Source organism: Flavobacterium sp. B167r, assembly GCF_056824315.1.
This window is the reverse complement of record NZ_CP124859.1, coordinates 1337611-1352201: the sequence shown is the minus strand read 5'-3', so window position 1 is coordinate 1352201 and position 14591 is coordinate 1337611. Positions and strand designations below refer to the sequence as shown.

Below are 14591 nucleotides of genomic sequence, written 5' to 3'. Positions count from 1 at the left end.
TGTCTTACAAATATACTTTGGAAACTAAAATCTAAAAAAAAGTTTCCGATATTTTTGTAATAATTTTACATTAATTTACTCTTTTAGTAAGATTTATATGCTAAATTCTAAATTTGCTATAAGTTTGATGTCTTTACCCAAAGCAGCACCAGAAGAATGATTGAAAGAGCTGAAATCTAAACCAAAGTCCTCACGTTTAATGTTGCCTTTAATTTCAAAAGCCACTTTCTTTTCTCCGTTATAAATGTTTTCACCTAAAAATTCAGCATCCAATTCAACTACTCTGGTAATATCTTTTATCGTTAAATCTCCTTTGAAAAAATTGATATTTTGATTTACTTTTTGAAATGATGTCGATTTGAAACTGATTATTGGATGCTCATCTTCTTCAAAAAAATCCTGAAGCTGTAAATAAGCATCTATCGATTGGAAACTTTCATTTTTGTTATTGATATCTAATGAGAATTCAACAGAAGCATCTTCAATCTCATTGTCTTCAATGTTTACATAACCATCAAATTTATTTGTACTTCCGCCCATATAAGCGGTTCTTGATCGTCTCATTTCTAATAAAACATCTGACTGACTAGAATCTAAAGTCCATTTTGTTTTCATAAATACTTGATTTAGTTGAGTTATAAATCTTCAAAACTCTACATGGAAACTTTTACAGTGTTCTAAGTTTCCATTTTAATGGTGCAAATATATACAGGAAACTCTAAATACCAAAAAAGTTTCCAAGTTTTTTATAAAAAAATTTAACATCTTAGAAATGAGAATGGTTAAGACCCTGTTTATATTGTTTAATATGCTTTTAATCATTTCAATAATTAAAATTCATATTTGAATTGTATCTTTGAGGCTCGAAATCAGAATTCATTATGCACGATATAAGTCAGTACCAAGATTTTTTCATCAATTATCTACAGAACCAAAACATACATAAAGAACCTAAAAATCTTTACGAACCTATAGAATACATTTTAGGACTTGGAGGAAAACGCATCCGTCCGGTTTTAACTTTAATGGCCGCAGAGGTTTTTGATACTGATTATTCGATTGCGCTTCCGGCAGCAATGGCGGTTGAAGTTTTCCACAACTTTTCGCTGGTTCATGACGATATTATGGATGATGCCCCTTTAAGAAGAGGGCAAATTACGGTTCATGAAAAATGGGATTTAAACACTGGGATCCTTTCTGGAGATGCCATGCTGATTTTAGCTTACCAATATTTTGAACAATACGAACCGATTGTTTTTAGAAACCTTGCCAAATTATTCGGCAAAACTGCGCTGGAAGTTTGCGAAGGACAGCAATGGGATGTAGATTTTGAGACTCGCAATGATGTTTCGATTCCGGAATATCTTAAAATGATAGAATATAAAACAGCTGTTTTGGTTGCTGCTGCTATGAAAATGGGAGCAATTGTATCTAAAACTTCTGAAAAAGAAGCTGATTTAATTTATGATTTCGGATTGAATTTAGGCTTGGCTTTCCAACTTCAAGATGATTATTTGGACGCTTTTGGAGACCCAGAAACTTTTGGAAAACAAGTTGGCGGAGATATTATAGAGAACAAAAAAACGTATTTATATATAAAAGCATTAGAATTTTCTTCTGATGAAAAAGCTTCAGAATTAGAACAATTATTTACATTACAATTAGAAGATAATTCAGAAAAAATAAAAACTGCAAAAGCAATTTTTAACGAATCTGGAGCATCAAAAGCAACTCAGGAAGCAATTGAAATGTATACTTTTAAAGCTTTTGAAACGTTAGAAAAAATGGATATTAATGCTGAAAAGAAAAGTGTTTTAAGGACTTTTGGCGAAAATTTAATGGGACGTAAAGTCTAGTTTTCAGTATTCAGTGTCAGTATTCAGTAAAAATCTACAATCATCAATCTAAAATCAAAAATATCATGTTTGTAGCACCCGTAAATACCGAATCTTTATTGGCTCAGGCGCAAGCAGAGACTTTGTATCTGAGCCTTATTGAGCAGATTAACAAGGATTTTAATTTGGCTAATGAAGGAATTGATTTTCCATTAAGCATTTCGCCTGACGAATTAAAAATCCAACTTCACGAAAAAATCTACCGAATGATTCAGTACAAATTTGCTGAATACTTAAATCTCCTTTACATCATTGACGTTCCTGAAAACGAAATAAAAAGCCTTGACGGTTCAGATTTAGTCATTCTTGCTGAACAGGTTGCTTTTTTGATTTTAAAAAGAGAATGGCAGAAGGTTTGGTTTCGAAAGAATTTTAAATAAGATTCTGAGATACTAAGATGCTAAGGTTCTAAGGTTTTTAGATTGGCTCTCCCAACTTTTTATTTTCAATTATTTTTTGAACTAAATCTCGGAATGTAACAACTTTGCCCGCTGTTAGACTTCTTTTATAAATTAAATTTGGTAATATCTTTGTCAATCCAATATTGAAATCTTCTTTCCGAATAAGATTTTCCATATTCTAATTTCTCAAAAATTTGCACTCCCGTTAACGTTGCTTCTTCTACTAATGGAGAAAAATTATCATCAACAATAAGAAAATCTTCAATTTTAGTTGAAGGCTTTAAGTTTGTAACATCTACACCTTTATTTTGTAAATTTCTTTTTAGAAGCTTAAAAATTGATACTGTTAAGCATTCTGAACCTAAAATTTTGATAGGTTTTGCAATTTCTTTTATCGCCACAGTTGCTAAAAAATCACAAAGTCCTCCTAGTGTTTTTTTATCCTCAGGATTTAAAATTGTTTTCCAAATTTCTAATGGCACTTCAATTCTAAATTCCTTATTCAAAAACTCAGCAAGTTGTTTCCAAGGAACAAGATCCAACGCATCCCTCCACTCATAAATCAATGTATCCTTTGTTAACACAAAAGACATTTCAACCATACAATCCAATGATCCACAAAGTCGATGCTGTTCTTTAAAAATTTCTAAAAGTTCATCGGAGGTGTAAGCAATTTTATCATTCATAAATTGCATTTAATTTTTATCAATAATTGTAAAACTTAGAATCTTAGCGTCTCCGTACCTTAGCAACTTTAGAAATACACTCTCACGAAAGGCATAAATCCAGAGCCATAAAGACTTTTATTAGGATCATATAGAACATCGTAACGCGCTCCAATTGTTACATTATTAGTTCTGTAACCTGCTCCAAGATACAAAGCTGTATTCCAATACGCATCAGAAAAACCGGGATGATAATAATTTTCTTCATAATCGGTATCTACCCTAACTTGTTCCAATTCTGCAGATAATTGGATTTCTGGAATCGGGTTTACAAGCGTGATGAAACTTCCGCCATAAACAAACGATTCGTAATAATTTTTTTGGTATAAATAACCAAACTGCAATCCGACACCAACTGCAACAATTTCGTTGATATTATAAATGGCACTTGGCATTACCGAAATATTGGTATATCCTGAACCAAATCCGAGACCTAAGCCTCCTCCAAATTGAACTTTGTCCCAAAATTGGTTGCTGTTGTCAATGACATATTTTTGTTGTCCAATACTATAACTTGAAAACAAGACAGCCAAAATCACAAAAAAATATCTGCAATCGATTGAAAAGTGAATTTTATTCATAGTTAACGTTTATTTTAACAAATTTTTACGTAAAAGTACGTAAAAAAAAGATTTAAATAAATGTGATTGTTGTACTTTTGCCATTCTATATAACAAAAAGTATATTCACTCATATTATGGATAGGTTTTCATTTTTAAACGCAGCGCATACCGAGTTTTTTGCACAATTATACGATCAATATTTAGTAAACCCAGACAGCGTTGAGCCTAGCTGGAGAAGTTTCTTTCAAGGTTTTGACTTTGGACAAACAACTTATAATGACGAAAATCCAGTGCAAACGATAGTTGAGTACGTGACTAGCGACAACACAGATTACAGTCAAGTTTCAGAAAAACTAAAGAAAGAATTCAACGTTTTAAAATTAATTGACGGATACCGTACGCGCGGGCATTTATTCACGAAAACAAATCCTGTTCGTGACCGTAGAACTTCATCTCCAACTTTGGATATTGAAAACTTCGGATTAACTACAGCTGACCTTTCAACTGTTTTTGATGCTGCACAAACAATCGGAATGGCGCCATCTTCTTTGCAAGATATCGTAAATCGCCTTAAAGCTATTTACTGCCAGCATATCGGTATTGAATATATGTACATCAGAAATCCTGGCGTTGTAAAATGGATTCAGGATAAATTGGCGGTTCAAAACAATCAGCCTACTTTCTCTACTGAAGAAAAGAAAACCATCTTAAATAAATTAAACGAAGCTGTTTCTTTTGAGAACTTCCTTCATACTAAATATGTTGGACAAAAACGTTTCTCATTAGAAGGTGGAGAATCTATCATCCCGGCTCTTGATGCTTTGATTGAGCAAGCTGCAGAAAAAGGTGTTGAACAATTCGTAATGGGAATGGCGCACCGTGGTCGTTTGAACGTTTTGGCAAACATCTTCGGAAAATCTACTCAGGATATCTTTGGTGAGTTTGACGGAAAAGATTACGATCAGGAATATTTTGATGGTGACGTAAAATACCACTTAGGTCTTACTGCTGACAGAAAAACAAGATCTGGAAAAAGCATCAACATCAATTTAGCACCAAACCCTTCTCACTTAGAAACGGTTGGAGCTGTAATTGAAGGTATCACAAGAGCTAAACAAGATAAATATTATGCTGATGATTTCTCTAAAGTATTGCCAATCGCGGTACACGGAGATGCTGCAATTGCAGGTCAAGGTATTTTATACGAAATAATCCAAATGGCACAACTTGATGGTTACAAAACTGGAGGAACAATCCATATTGTAATCAACAACCAAGTTGGATTTACAACAAATTACTTAGACGCTCGTTCTTCTACTTATTGTACAGACGTTGCTAAAGTAACTTTATCTCCAGTATTACACGTAAATGCTGATGATGCAGAGGCAGTTGTACACGCTGTATCTTTTGCATTAGACTACAGAATGCAATTTGGACGTGACGTATTTATTGACTTATTAGGATATAGAAAATACGGTCACAACGAAGGTGACGAACCTCGTTTCACACAACCTGTTTTATACAAAATCATTGCTAAACATAAAAACCCAAGAGACATTTACGCAGAGAAATTACTTTCTGACGGTGTAATCGATGCGTCTTATGTTAATGCTTTAGAAAAAGAATACAAATCTGCTTTAGAAGAAAACCTAGAAGCTTCTCGTAAAAAAGATTTGACAATCATTACTCCATTCATGAAAAACGAATGGGACGGATTTGTTCAGGTAACTGATACGCAAATGCTTCAAAAAGTAGATACTACTTTTGCTAAAGAAGGATTAGACTCTATTATCGATACAATTTCAACTTTACCGTCAGATAAAAAGTTTATCAACAAAATCACTAAAATTGTTACGGACAGAAAAACTGGATATGACAATAATACTTTGGATTGGGGAACTGCAGAAGCTTTGGCTTACGGTTCACTTTTAACTGAAGGATTTGATATTCGTATTTCAGGTCAAGATGTTGAGCGTGGTACATTCTCTCACCGTCATGCTGTAGTTAAAGTTGAAGATTCTGAAGAAGAAGTAATTCTTTTAAATGGTATTGAAAACAAAAAAGGAAAATTTGGCGTATTCAATTCACTTTTATCTGAGTACGGTGTTTTAGGTTTTGATTACGGATATGCATTAGCAAATCCAAATGCCTTAACAATCTGGGAAGCACAATTTGGGGATTTCTCTAACGGAGCTCAAATCATGATTGACCAATATATTTCTTGTGGAGAAGATAAATGGAACAACCAAAACGGTATCGTTTTATTATTGCCTCACGGTTATGAAGGACAAGGTGCAGAACACTCTTCTGCAAGAATGGAGCGTTACTTACAACTTTGTGCAAGACAAAATATGTATGTTGCAGATTGTACAACTCCAGCCAACTTCTTCCACTTGTTGAGAAGACAAATGAAAACGAATTTCCGTAAACCTTTGGTAGTTTTCTCTCCAAAAAGTTTATTGCGTGATCCAAGATGTGTCTCTACAGTTGACGAATTAGCAAACGGAAGTTTCCAAGAAACAATTGATGACAATACAGTAGATAAAAAGAAAGTAAAAACTTTAGTTTTCGTTACTGGTAAATTCTACTATGACATTGTTGCTGAAAGAGAAAACAACGGAAGAAATGATGTTGCTGTTGTTCGTATCGAGCAATTATTCCCATTGCCTGTTGAACAATTAAAAGCGATCATCGCACAATATCCAAATGCTGATGATTATGTTTGGGCACAAGAAGAGCCTAAAAACATGGGAGCTTACAGTTTCATGCTAATGAACTTTGATCTTGTAAAATGGAGATTAGCTTCGTTAAAAGCATACGCAGCACCAGCATCTGGAAGTTACACACGTGCAAAACGTCGTCATGCAGATGCAATTAGAATGGTATTCGATAAAAATTTATTCAGATAATTAAAAATATGTTTTGAGTTTCAATCCCGATAGCTATTGGGATTGAAACCATAAAAACCTTAAACAAAAACAAGATGATTTTAGAAATGAAAGTCCCATCACCAGGGGAATCAATAAAAGAAGTTGAAATTGCAACTTGGTTAGTAAAAGACGGAGATTATGTAGAAAAAGATCAAGCTATTGCTGAAGTTGACTCAGACAAAGCTACTCTTGAATTACCTGCTGAAATGAGCGGTGTAATTACACTAAAAGCTGAAGAAGGTGATACAGTAGCAGTAGGTGCTGTAGTTTGTTTAATTGATACTGATGCTGCAAAACCAGCAGGTGGCGCGGCTCCAGCAGCTGAAGCGCCAAAAGCTGAGGCTCCAAAGGCAGAAGTAAAAGCAGAAGCTCCAAAAGCAGCTCCAGTTCAGGCTCCAGCAGCAACAAGTTATGCAGCAGGAACTCCATCGCCAGCAGCAAGAAAAATATTAGATGAGAAAAATATTGCTCCAGCTACAGTTTCAGGAACTGGAAAAGGAGGAAGAATTACTAAAGATGATGCAGTAAACGCAGTACCTTCTATGGGAACTCCAACAGGAGGAAGCCGTGGAACTGAGCGTACAAAATTATCAATGTTGCGTCGTAAAGTAGCAGAAAGACTAGTTTCAGCTAAAAATGAAACGGCTATGTTGACTACTTTTAACGAAGTAAACATGACGCCAATCAACCAAATTCGTAACGAATACAAAGATGCTTTCAAAGCTAAACATGGTGGTTTAGGTTTAGGTTTCATGTCATTCTTTACAAAAGCGGTTACAAGAGCTTTACAATTATATCCAGATGTTAACTCTATGATGGATGGTGACTACAAAATCGCTTACGATTTTGCTGATATCTCAATCGCAGTTTCTGGACCAAAAGGATTAATGGTTCCTGTTGTTCGTAATGCTGAACTTTTAACTTTCCGTGGAATTGAAGCTGAAATCAAAAGATTAGCTTTAAGAGCTCGTGATGGTCAAATTACAGTTGATGATATGACTGGAGGAACTTTCACAATCACAAATGGTGGTGTTTTCGGAAGTATGTTATCTACTCCAATCATCAACCCTCCTCAATCAGGAATCTTAGGAATGCACAACATTATCGAGCGTCCAATCGCTGTAAACGGTAAAGTTGAAATTCACCCAATGATGTATGTGGCTCTTTCTTACGACCACAGAATCATCGACGGACGTGAGTCTGTTGGTTTCTTAGTTGCTGTAAAAGAAGCTTTAGAAAATCCATTAGAATTATTGATGAATGGCGATGCTAAACGTGCTTTAGAGTTGTAATTTTAAAGTAATTTTTGACAATAATATAAAACCTGCTCATTAATTTGAGCAGGTTTTTTTGCTTAAGATTGGCTTAATTTTAGCTTAAGATGTTAATTTTTTGAAAAAAAGTAAATTTTAACCTTTAAAAAATATTTAATTTAGAATAAATAAAAATAACTTGCTTAGTTGCTGTCCAACAATTAAATTTGCGCTATCAAAATTAATTCTAAATAAAAATGAAGTTTAAATTTACCATTTCTTTTTTGAGTTTTTGTTTTGCTTTAATGACCAGCGTATCAGCTTTGGCTCAAGAAAAAGCAACTATTAAAGGTCAAATTAGCTTAACAAATAGTCAAGCTGCAGATAATGTGTCTGTAGTATTGAAAGGAACAAAAATAGGAACTAGCACAGATGCGAATGGTTTCTACGAAATTAAAAATATCAAACCAGGTAACTATGTAATAAAAGTTTCTGGAATTGGCTATTCTTCTAAAGAAAAAAGCGTTAGCCTTAATGGTGGCGATTCAGTTATTGAAGATTTTAGAATTAGTGAAAATTCTCAAGAATTAAATGAAGTTGTTTTAAACAGCAACAGAAAAAATCCGCTAGCTCGTAAAGAAACACAACAAGTATCAAGATTACCTCTTAAAAATCTTGAAAACCCACAAGTTTATACTACAATTACTAGTGAACTTTTAAAAGAACAAGTTGTTACAAATATTGACGATGCCCTTAAAAATGCACCAGGATTATCTCCGCTTTGGGCTTCTACTGGTCGTGGTGGTGACGGTGCTGGATATTTCTCTCTAAGAGGATTTGCTGTACAGCCAACAATGACAAATGGGTTACCTGCTTTAAATAACGGAAGTATTGATCCTGCAAATATTGACAAAATTGAAGTTATTAAAGGACCTTCTGGAACTTTATTCGGAAGTAGTTTAATTTCTTACGGAGGGTTAATCAACTTAACTACTAAAAAACCTTACGATCACTTTGGAGGAGAGGTAAGCTACACAGCAGGAAGTTATGGATTAAACCGTGTAACTGCAGACATTAATACTCCTGTAGACGATGAACACAAAATTAATTTCAGAGTTAATACAGCATATCATACAGAAAACAGCTTTCAAGATGCCGGATTTAGAAAATCATTTTTCTTTGCTCCATCTTTATCTTACCAAGTAAGCGACAGACTTTCATTTTTCATTAATACTGAATTCATGAACAACAAACAGACCAATCCTACTATGTTATTTTTAGATAGAGGTGCGGCACTAAGAGTTCATAATATGGCTGAATTGGGTTATGATAACAAACGTTCTTATACAAGTAATGAACTTGCAATTGAAACTCCTTCATACTCCCTTCAAGGACAAATGAATTACAAAATCTCTGATCAATGGACTTCTCAAACGGTTCTGTCTAGAGGATCATCTAGATCTGAAGGATACTATACTTATTTATATGAAGGAACACAATTTGCACCTGCAGAGGTAAGTCAAGGAATTGTTTTGGGTCGTTCAATGAATTACCAAGATACAACAACTTTAACAACAGATATCCAACAAAACTTTATCGGTGATTTTAAACTTGGAAACTTAAGAAACAGAATTGTTGTTGGTTTAGATTATTTTAACAGAGGTCAAGTTGATAATGGTTCTGGATACGTATCAAATGGAACCGTTTATATTGGAAACTTGGATTTAGCAACTGTAAATCAATACGTATTCGGCATTACAGATCCTAAAAAATATATTACAGATGGTGACAGTGGTAACCTAACAAAAGCTGGTTCTGATAAACTTATAGCAGAAACTACTGCAAACAATAACAAAACAAAACAAGAAGTTATTAGTGCTTATGCTTCAGATGTAATCAATATTACTCCTGCATTATCTGCAATGGCAAGTTTACGTGTAGATCGTTTTATGACTGCTGGTGATGTTACTACAAATGCTGATGATTTTAATCAAACTTCTTTTTCACCAAAATTTGGTTTAGTTTATCAGCCAATTATTGACAAAATTTCGGTTTTTGCCAACTATATGGACGGTTTTACCAACACAGCTCCAACAACTGATACTGGTTTAAACGGCACAGTTATTCCAAGAACTTTCAAACCAGAACACGCTAACCAATTTGAAGTTGGAACTAAATTAAATGTTCTTAAAGATAAAGTTTACGCAACATTTAGCTATTATGACATCAAAGTAACAGATCAGGTTTACACTGTTTATGGTTCTACAGGCGGAGTACCAACTCAAACTTCTTTCCAAGATGGAGAACAAAGAAACAAAGGTTTTGAAGCAGAAATCGTTGCAAATCCAGTTGCTGGTTTAAACATTGTTGCTGGTTACAGTTATGTAGACGCTGTCTTAAATGCTGGAGACCCTTCGTTCGTAGGAAACAGACCTGAGAGCTCGGGGCCAAGAAACACTGCAAACTTTTGGGCAAGCTATAAATTCCCTCAAGGAGATTTACAAGGATTTGGTTTAGGTTTTGGAGGAAACTATGCTGACAAAAACTTAATCATGAACAGAAACGGAGTTGGTCAATTTACATTACCTTCTTACACTGTTTTAAATTCTTCTATTTTCTACGGAACAGAGAAATTTACATTGACATTAAAATTAGACAATATTGCTAATATTGACACATATGATGGTTGGTCAACAATTCATCCAAAAAATATGAGAAGTGTATCTGCGAACTTCGCGTACAGATTCTAATAAAAAATAATAAAAACACCTTTCTTTCATAGGAAGGTGTTTTTTAAATTTTAAACATTATGATTACAATTGCCAGTCTTCTCGTTTTCCTAGCTTTTTATACGCTGTATTATACTTCGAAAAGAGCAGTATTGTCTTATGATTTAGGTTTTGAAAAGTGGATGCAGAAAAATCCAAAACCAACCAAAATTATCGGGTTAACGCTTTTATTATCAGCTTATGCAATGTGGCTTTTTACACAATCATTAGGCTGTGGGACTTTGATGTTTTTTATTCAGTTAATGACAATTGGAAGTTTAATCATTATTCTTACTCCTTTAAAAAAAATTAACAGTAAGCTACTTTTGGCTTTACTGATTTTTATTGCCATAACTGAATTTTACTTTAACTAAAATCCATTATAATTATCCTATGCCAGCAAATGCAAAATATCTAAATCCTTCCTTTTGGCCACGTTTTTCCAAAATTACTGCTGCAATTTTAGGAGGATACTTTGTCTCTGTTACTTTTCATTTGGCTTTAGCGGCTTGGTTTAGTCGTGCAGATGTACTTATAACTATGGCTTTTAGCGGATTTATCCTTTGGGTAGCCTTAATGATCATTGCATTTTTAGCCAAAAGCGGCTGGAAAATATGGGGAATTTACATTCTGCTTTCTTTACTTTTTTGTCTTTTTATTTATTTGGGTCAAACCTATAATACGACACGATAATATTTATGAATAACCGTCATTACAATATCTATTTTCATACACATACTGTCAGCGGAATCGTTATCAGTGTAGTTCTTTTTGTAATTTTCTTTGCTGGATCTTTTTCTTTTTTTAGAGATGAAATCATCAATTGGGAAAGAAGTGAATCTACAGCAATCACAAGAGAAATTCAATTGGATTACAATGACGCCCTGCAGCATTTAGACAAAAAATATGTTTTGCACGGAAGAAATATCACTATTTCTAAACCTTCAGTAGAAAATAGAGTTGCCATTTACATGGAAGGAACCAAAGACACATTGGCTCCAAAAAAACAACAGGCAGGAGATTTTTTTTATTTAGACAATAAAAACTACAAAACTTACACCTACGAAGAGTCCTATTCACTAGGAGAGCTTTTATACCGTCTGCACTTTCTGGCGCAAATTCCTTATCCAGCAGGATATTATCTATCTGGTTTTGTCGCTTTGTTTTTCTTATTTGCAATTATAACTGGAGTTTTATTGCATTGGAATAAAATTGTCTCCAACTTTTACATGTTCCGTCCGAAAGAAAAATTAAAAACACTTTGGACAGATGCGCACACCGCTTTAGGAATGATTGGTCTGCCTTTTCAATTTGTTTATGCTGTTACAGGAGCATTCTTCATGATTAAACTTTTAATTGTGGCACCAGCTGTCATGGCTTTATACGACGGAAAACAAGATGAATTATATAAAGAATTAGAATATACTGATCCTGATTATAAATTCGAAAATAAAAAATTGGCCAATCCATTTAATGTTAATGAAATTGTAGCCAAAACAAAAAAGAACTGGGCAGATTTTGAAATTACTCGTGTTTTTATCCAAAACTATGGCGATGCCAATATGCACGTTATGGTTGAAGGTGAACTTTTAAGCCATAAAAAATTTACTGGAATTGGAAAAGTAGTTTACAGAATTTCTGATGGAAAAGAAATTGCTAAAAAAGATCCGATCGCGCAAACGACTTATTTGGATGTTGTAAAGAATGTTTTGTATCGAATTCATTTTGGCGATTACGGCGGATATGCTTTAAAAATTATAAGTTTCATTTTAGGAATTATAACTTGTTTTGTCATTATTTCTGGAGTAATGATTTGGCTTGTTGCGCGACAAAAAAATAATATGCCAGAAAAGAAAAGACGTTTCAACAATGCCGTTGTTCGCATTTATCTCGCAATCTGTTTAAGCATGTATCCCATTACGGCATTGGCATTTATCGGAAGCAAAATTTTCTATCCTTTAAGCCAATCTAATTTGTATGCTCTTTATTTTGGAGGATGGCTTTTGCTTGCCATTTTCTTTATCCTTAAAAAGAACGATGCTTTTACCAATAAATTCTGCTTGATTTCTGGAAGCATTTTAGGATTCTTGATCCCTATTACAAACGGAATCGTTTCTGGAAATTGGTTTTGGACTTCTTTTATAGAAAACAAATTTCAGATTTTCTTTATTGATATTTTCTGGATTTTCTTAGCAGCAATTTCATTATACACAGCATATCATTTAAAACCTAAAAAGACGGTTTCTTAAAATAGCGTAGACTTTCTCAAAAGCCTATAAAATTATAGCATCTATTGCGAATTTAACTGCCGCCACACTTCCCGTAAGCAGATTTATAATTTGGTTTGGGAGAAACCCGAAATCTAAAAAAGTAAAAGCATAAAAAAACCGTCCCGTTATAAACGTGACGGTTTTTTTTATAATTAGGTATCTGAAACTATATGATTAATTTCTGTTTGCTAAAGCATTTTTCTGTAAACTTTTTACCGAACTCACTTTGTTGTCAACATAAGCAACTTCTTTCAAGCTGTCTTCATTAAAGTAAATCCATTTTCCAGTTTTAATTCCGTCTGCGTATTCTCCAACGGTTTTTTTGTTTCCTTTTTCGTCATAAGATACCCAAACACCGTCTAATTTACCGTCTTTAAAAAAACCTTCTTGCTGCACTTTACCATTATCATAGTAATAGGTTGCTTTTACCTTGTTTCCAGCAGCTTCTAATTCAGGCTTTCCTTCTTGTGCAACTACAATTCCAGAGAACAATATTGCAGCTAAAATTACACTCTTTTTCATATCTTTAGGTCTTTAATGTTAAGAAATCTTTATCAAAGATATATAATTGTTTACATTAAAAAAACTTTTACATAACAATTTGGTAACATTAGATAAAAGCTTAACATTGGAAAAATCAATAAAACGAAAAAACCAGCGCTCAAGCACTGGTTTTACTGGTATTTTACAAATATTTCAGTTTTACGATAACGTTGTAAATTTCGAAATAATTAATTTAATAAGCCATTTAACTGCTCCTGCAACTTCGGATCAGATGGTCTTGAAGCATCAGAACTTACAATGTTACCTTTTGGATCAATTAAAATAAATCGCGGGATTCCTGTTACGCCGTAATTAACAACAAATTCAGATTCCCAATCCTTATCAGCAAAAAGCTGTGTACCTCCAAGATGTTTATCGGTTACGAATTTTTTCCATTTTTCATTGTCTTTTGCCTTATCAATAGAAATACTCACAAATTCAATGTTTTTTCCATGATACTTTTCTTCAAGTTCTTGCAAGTAAGGAATCTCTGCTCTACATGGTGCGCACCAGGTTGCCCAAAGATCTATGTATATATATTTGCCTTTTAAATCGGTAAGTTTTGTTTTTCCTCCTTTAAAATTTTCATAATCAAAACTTGGGGAAGCTTTTCCAACCATTTTATTTGCAGCCACCTGTCTTGAATATTCTGCCGTTGCGTATTGATGAAAACTTTGAAAACTTCCTTTTAAAGCAGTTTTAAATTCAGGATCAAAATCGCCCGTTTCAAGCTTTTGCGTATCTGTTTTCAATTTAGTATCAAGTAGAGCTGTAAATTCTGCTGCTTCTTTCTTAAAAGCATCATTTTGAAAAGTTTCATCTTTTAATGCTTGCTGTGCCAAAAAATTGCTTTCGTTTACACCTTTACCTTTATATACAATTGTCTCGTCAAATTCTTTGGCATTCATGGTCAGATTGACTTCCGAATTTGGTTTTAAATATAGGTTTGAAGATTCTGTTCCGTCAGAAAACATATAGAATCCTTTTGGAGCATCAAAAGTTGCCGCGAAAACCCCTTTTTTATCAATTGGAATTACTTGTTTAAAATTATCTCTTCCTCTAATTATTAAAGTGTCACTATTTCGATTTTCGATTTTAGCCGTAAATTTAACTGGATTTTTGCTTTGCGAGATAGCGTTCAAAGCATTAAAAATTACTAAACCTGCAACAAAAAGTTTTTTCATAGGTATTGTTATTAGTTTTTACAGAATCAAAACTAAAGAAATAATAGCTTTCGAATTTT

At 33.6% G+C, this 14591-nt stretch carries 13 protein-coding genes; 8 read left to right on the top strand and 5 right to left on the bottom strand.

Annotation, left to right across the window (positions count from 1 at the left end; all coding sequences use genetic code 11):
• Positions 1-93: 93 nt before the first annotated feature.
• Positions 94-615 carry a YceI family protein gene (locus QLQ96_RS06170; RefSeq protein ID WP_095929669.1) on the bottom strand — a complete coding sequence of 174 codons (522 nt, stop codon included), beginning with the start codon at positions 613-615 and terminating at the stop codon, positions 94-96.
• Positions 616-881: 266 nt separating this feature from the next.
• On the opposite strand from QLQ96_RS06170, the gene QLQ96_RS06165 reads away from it, so the two are divergent.
• On the top strand, positions 882-1856 hold the full coding sequence (locus QLQ96_RS06165; RefSeq protein ID WP_482495552.1) for a polyprenyl synthetase family protein: 975 nt from the start codon (positions 882-884) through the stop codon (positions 1854-1856).
• Between the two features lie 65 nt (positions 1857-1921).
• Complete coding sequence (locus tag QLQ96_RS06160; RefSeq protein ID WP_482495550.1) at positions 1922-2275, top strand: hypothetical protein; 354 nt, start codon at positions 1922-1924, stop codon at positions 2273-2275.
• A gap of 125 nt (positions 2276-2400) precedes the next feature.
• Here the strand turns inward: QLQ96_RS06160 and QLQ96_RS06155 are convergent, their stop codons facing one another.
• On the bottom strand, positions 2401-2982 hold the full coding sequence (locus QLQ96_RS06155; RefSeq protein WP_482495548.1) for a hypothetical protein: 582 nt from the start codon (positions 2980-2982) through the stop codon (positions 2401-2403).
• Positions 2983-3050: 68 nt separating this feature from the next.
• A complete protein-coding gene (locus tag QLQ96_RS06150) occupies positions 3051-3602 on the bottom strand; it encodes a hypothetical protein (protein ID WP_482495547.1) in 552 nt (183 codons plus the stop codon).
• A gap of 116 nt (positions 3603-3718) precedes the next feature.
• Between QLQ96_RS06150 and QLQ96_RS06145 the strand changes: the two genes are divergently transcribed.
• The 6 genes from QLQ96_RS06145 to QLQ96_RS06120 all read left to right on the top strand — a co-directional run bounded on the left by QLQ96_RS06145 (position 3719) and on the right by QLQ96_RS06120 (position 12784).
• Positions 3719-6493 carry a 2-oxoglutarate dehydrogenase E1 component gene (locus QLQ96_RS06145; protein ID WP_482495546.1) on the top strand — a complete coding sequence of 925 codons (2775 nt, stop codon included), beginning with the start codon at positions 3719-3721 and terminating at the stop codon, positions 6491-6493.
• Between the two features lie 74 nt (positions 6494-6567).
• Complete coding sequence (gene odhB, locus QLQ96_RS06140) at positions 6568-7806, top strand: 2-oxoglutarate dehydrogenase complex dihydrolipoyllysine-residue succinyltransferase (RefSeq protein WP_213258454.1); 1239 nt, start codon at positions 6568-6570, stop codon at positions 7804-7806.
• 218 nt (positions 7807-8024) lie between these two features.
• Positions 8025-10517, top strand: coding sequence for a TonB-dependent siderophore receptor (locus QLQ96_RS06135; protein WP_482495545.1), 2493 nt, complete (start codon positions 8025-8027; stop codon positions 10515-10517).
• A gap of 59 nt (positions 10518-10576) precedes the next feature.
• Positions 10577-10909, top strand: a complete 333-nt coding sequence (locus QLQ96_RS06130; protein WP_482495544.1) for a hypothetical protein — start codon at positions 10577-10579, stop codon at positions 10907-10909.
• A gap of 19 nt (positions 10910-10928) precedes the next feature.
• Complete coding sequence (locus tag QLQ96_RS06125; RefSeq protein WP_482495543.1) at positions 10929-11228, top strand: hypothetical protein; 300 nt, start codon at positions 10929-10931, stop codon at positions 11226-11228.
• A 5-nt stretch (positions 11229-11233) separates the two neighbouring features.
• The gene (locus QLQ96_RS06120; RefSeq protein WP_482495542.1) at positions 11234-12784 is read left to right on the top strand and encodes a PepSY-associated TM helix domain-containing protein; all 1551 of its coding nucleotides are present in this window, start codon (positions 11234-11236) and stop codon (positions 12782-12784) included.
• 195 nt (positions 12785-12979) lie between these two features.
• Here the strand turns inward: QLQ96_RS06120 and QLQ96_RS06115 are convergent, their stop codons facing one another.
• Positions 12980-13327 (bottom strand): toxin-antitoxin system YwqK family antitoxin, encoded by a 348-nt coding sequence (locus tag QLQ96_RS06115; RefSeq protein WP_482495541.1) that lies wholly within the window; start codon positions 13325-13327, stop codon positions 12980-12982.
• A gap of 209 nt (positions 13328-13536) precedes the next feature.
• Positions 13537-14532, bottom strand: a complete 996-nt coding sequence (locus QLQ96_RS06110) for a TlpA family protein disulfide reductase (protein ID WP_482495540.1) — start codon at positions 14530-14532, stop codon at positions 13537-13539.
• Positions 14533-14591 lie beyond the last annotated feature (59 nt).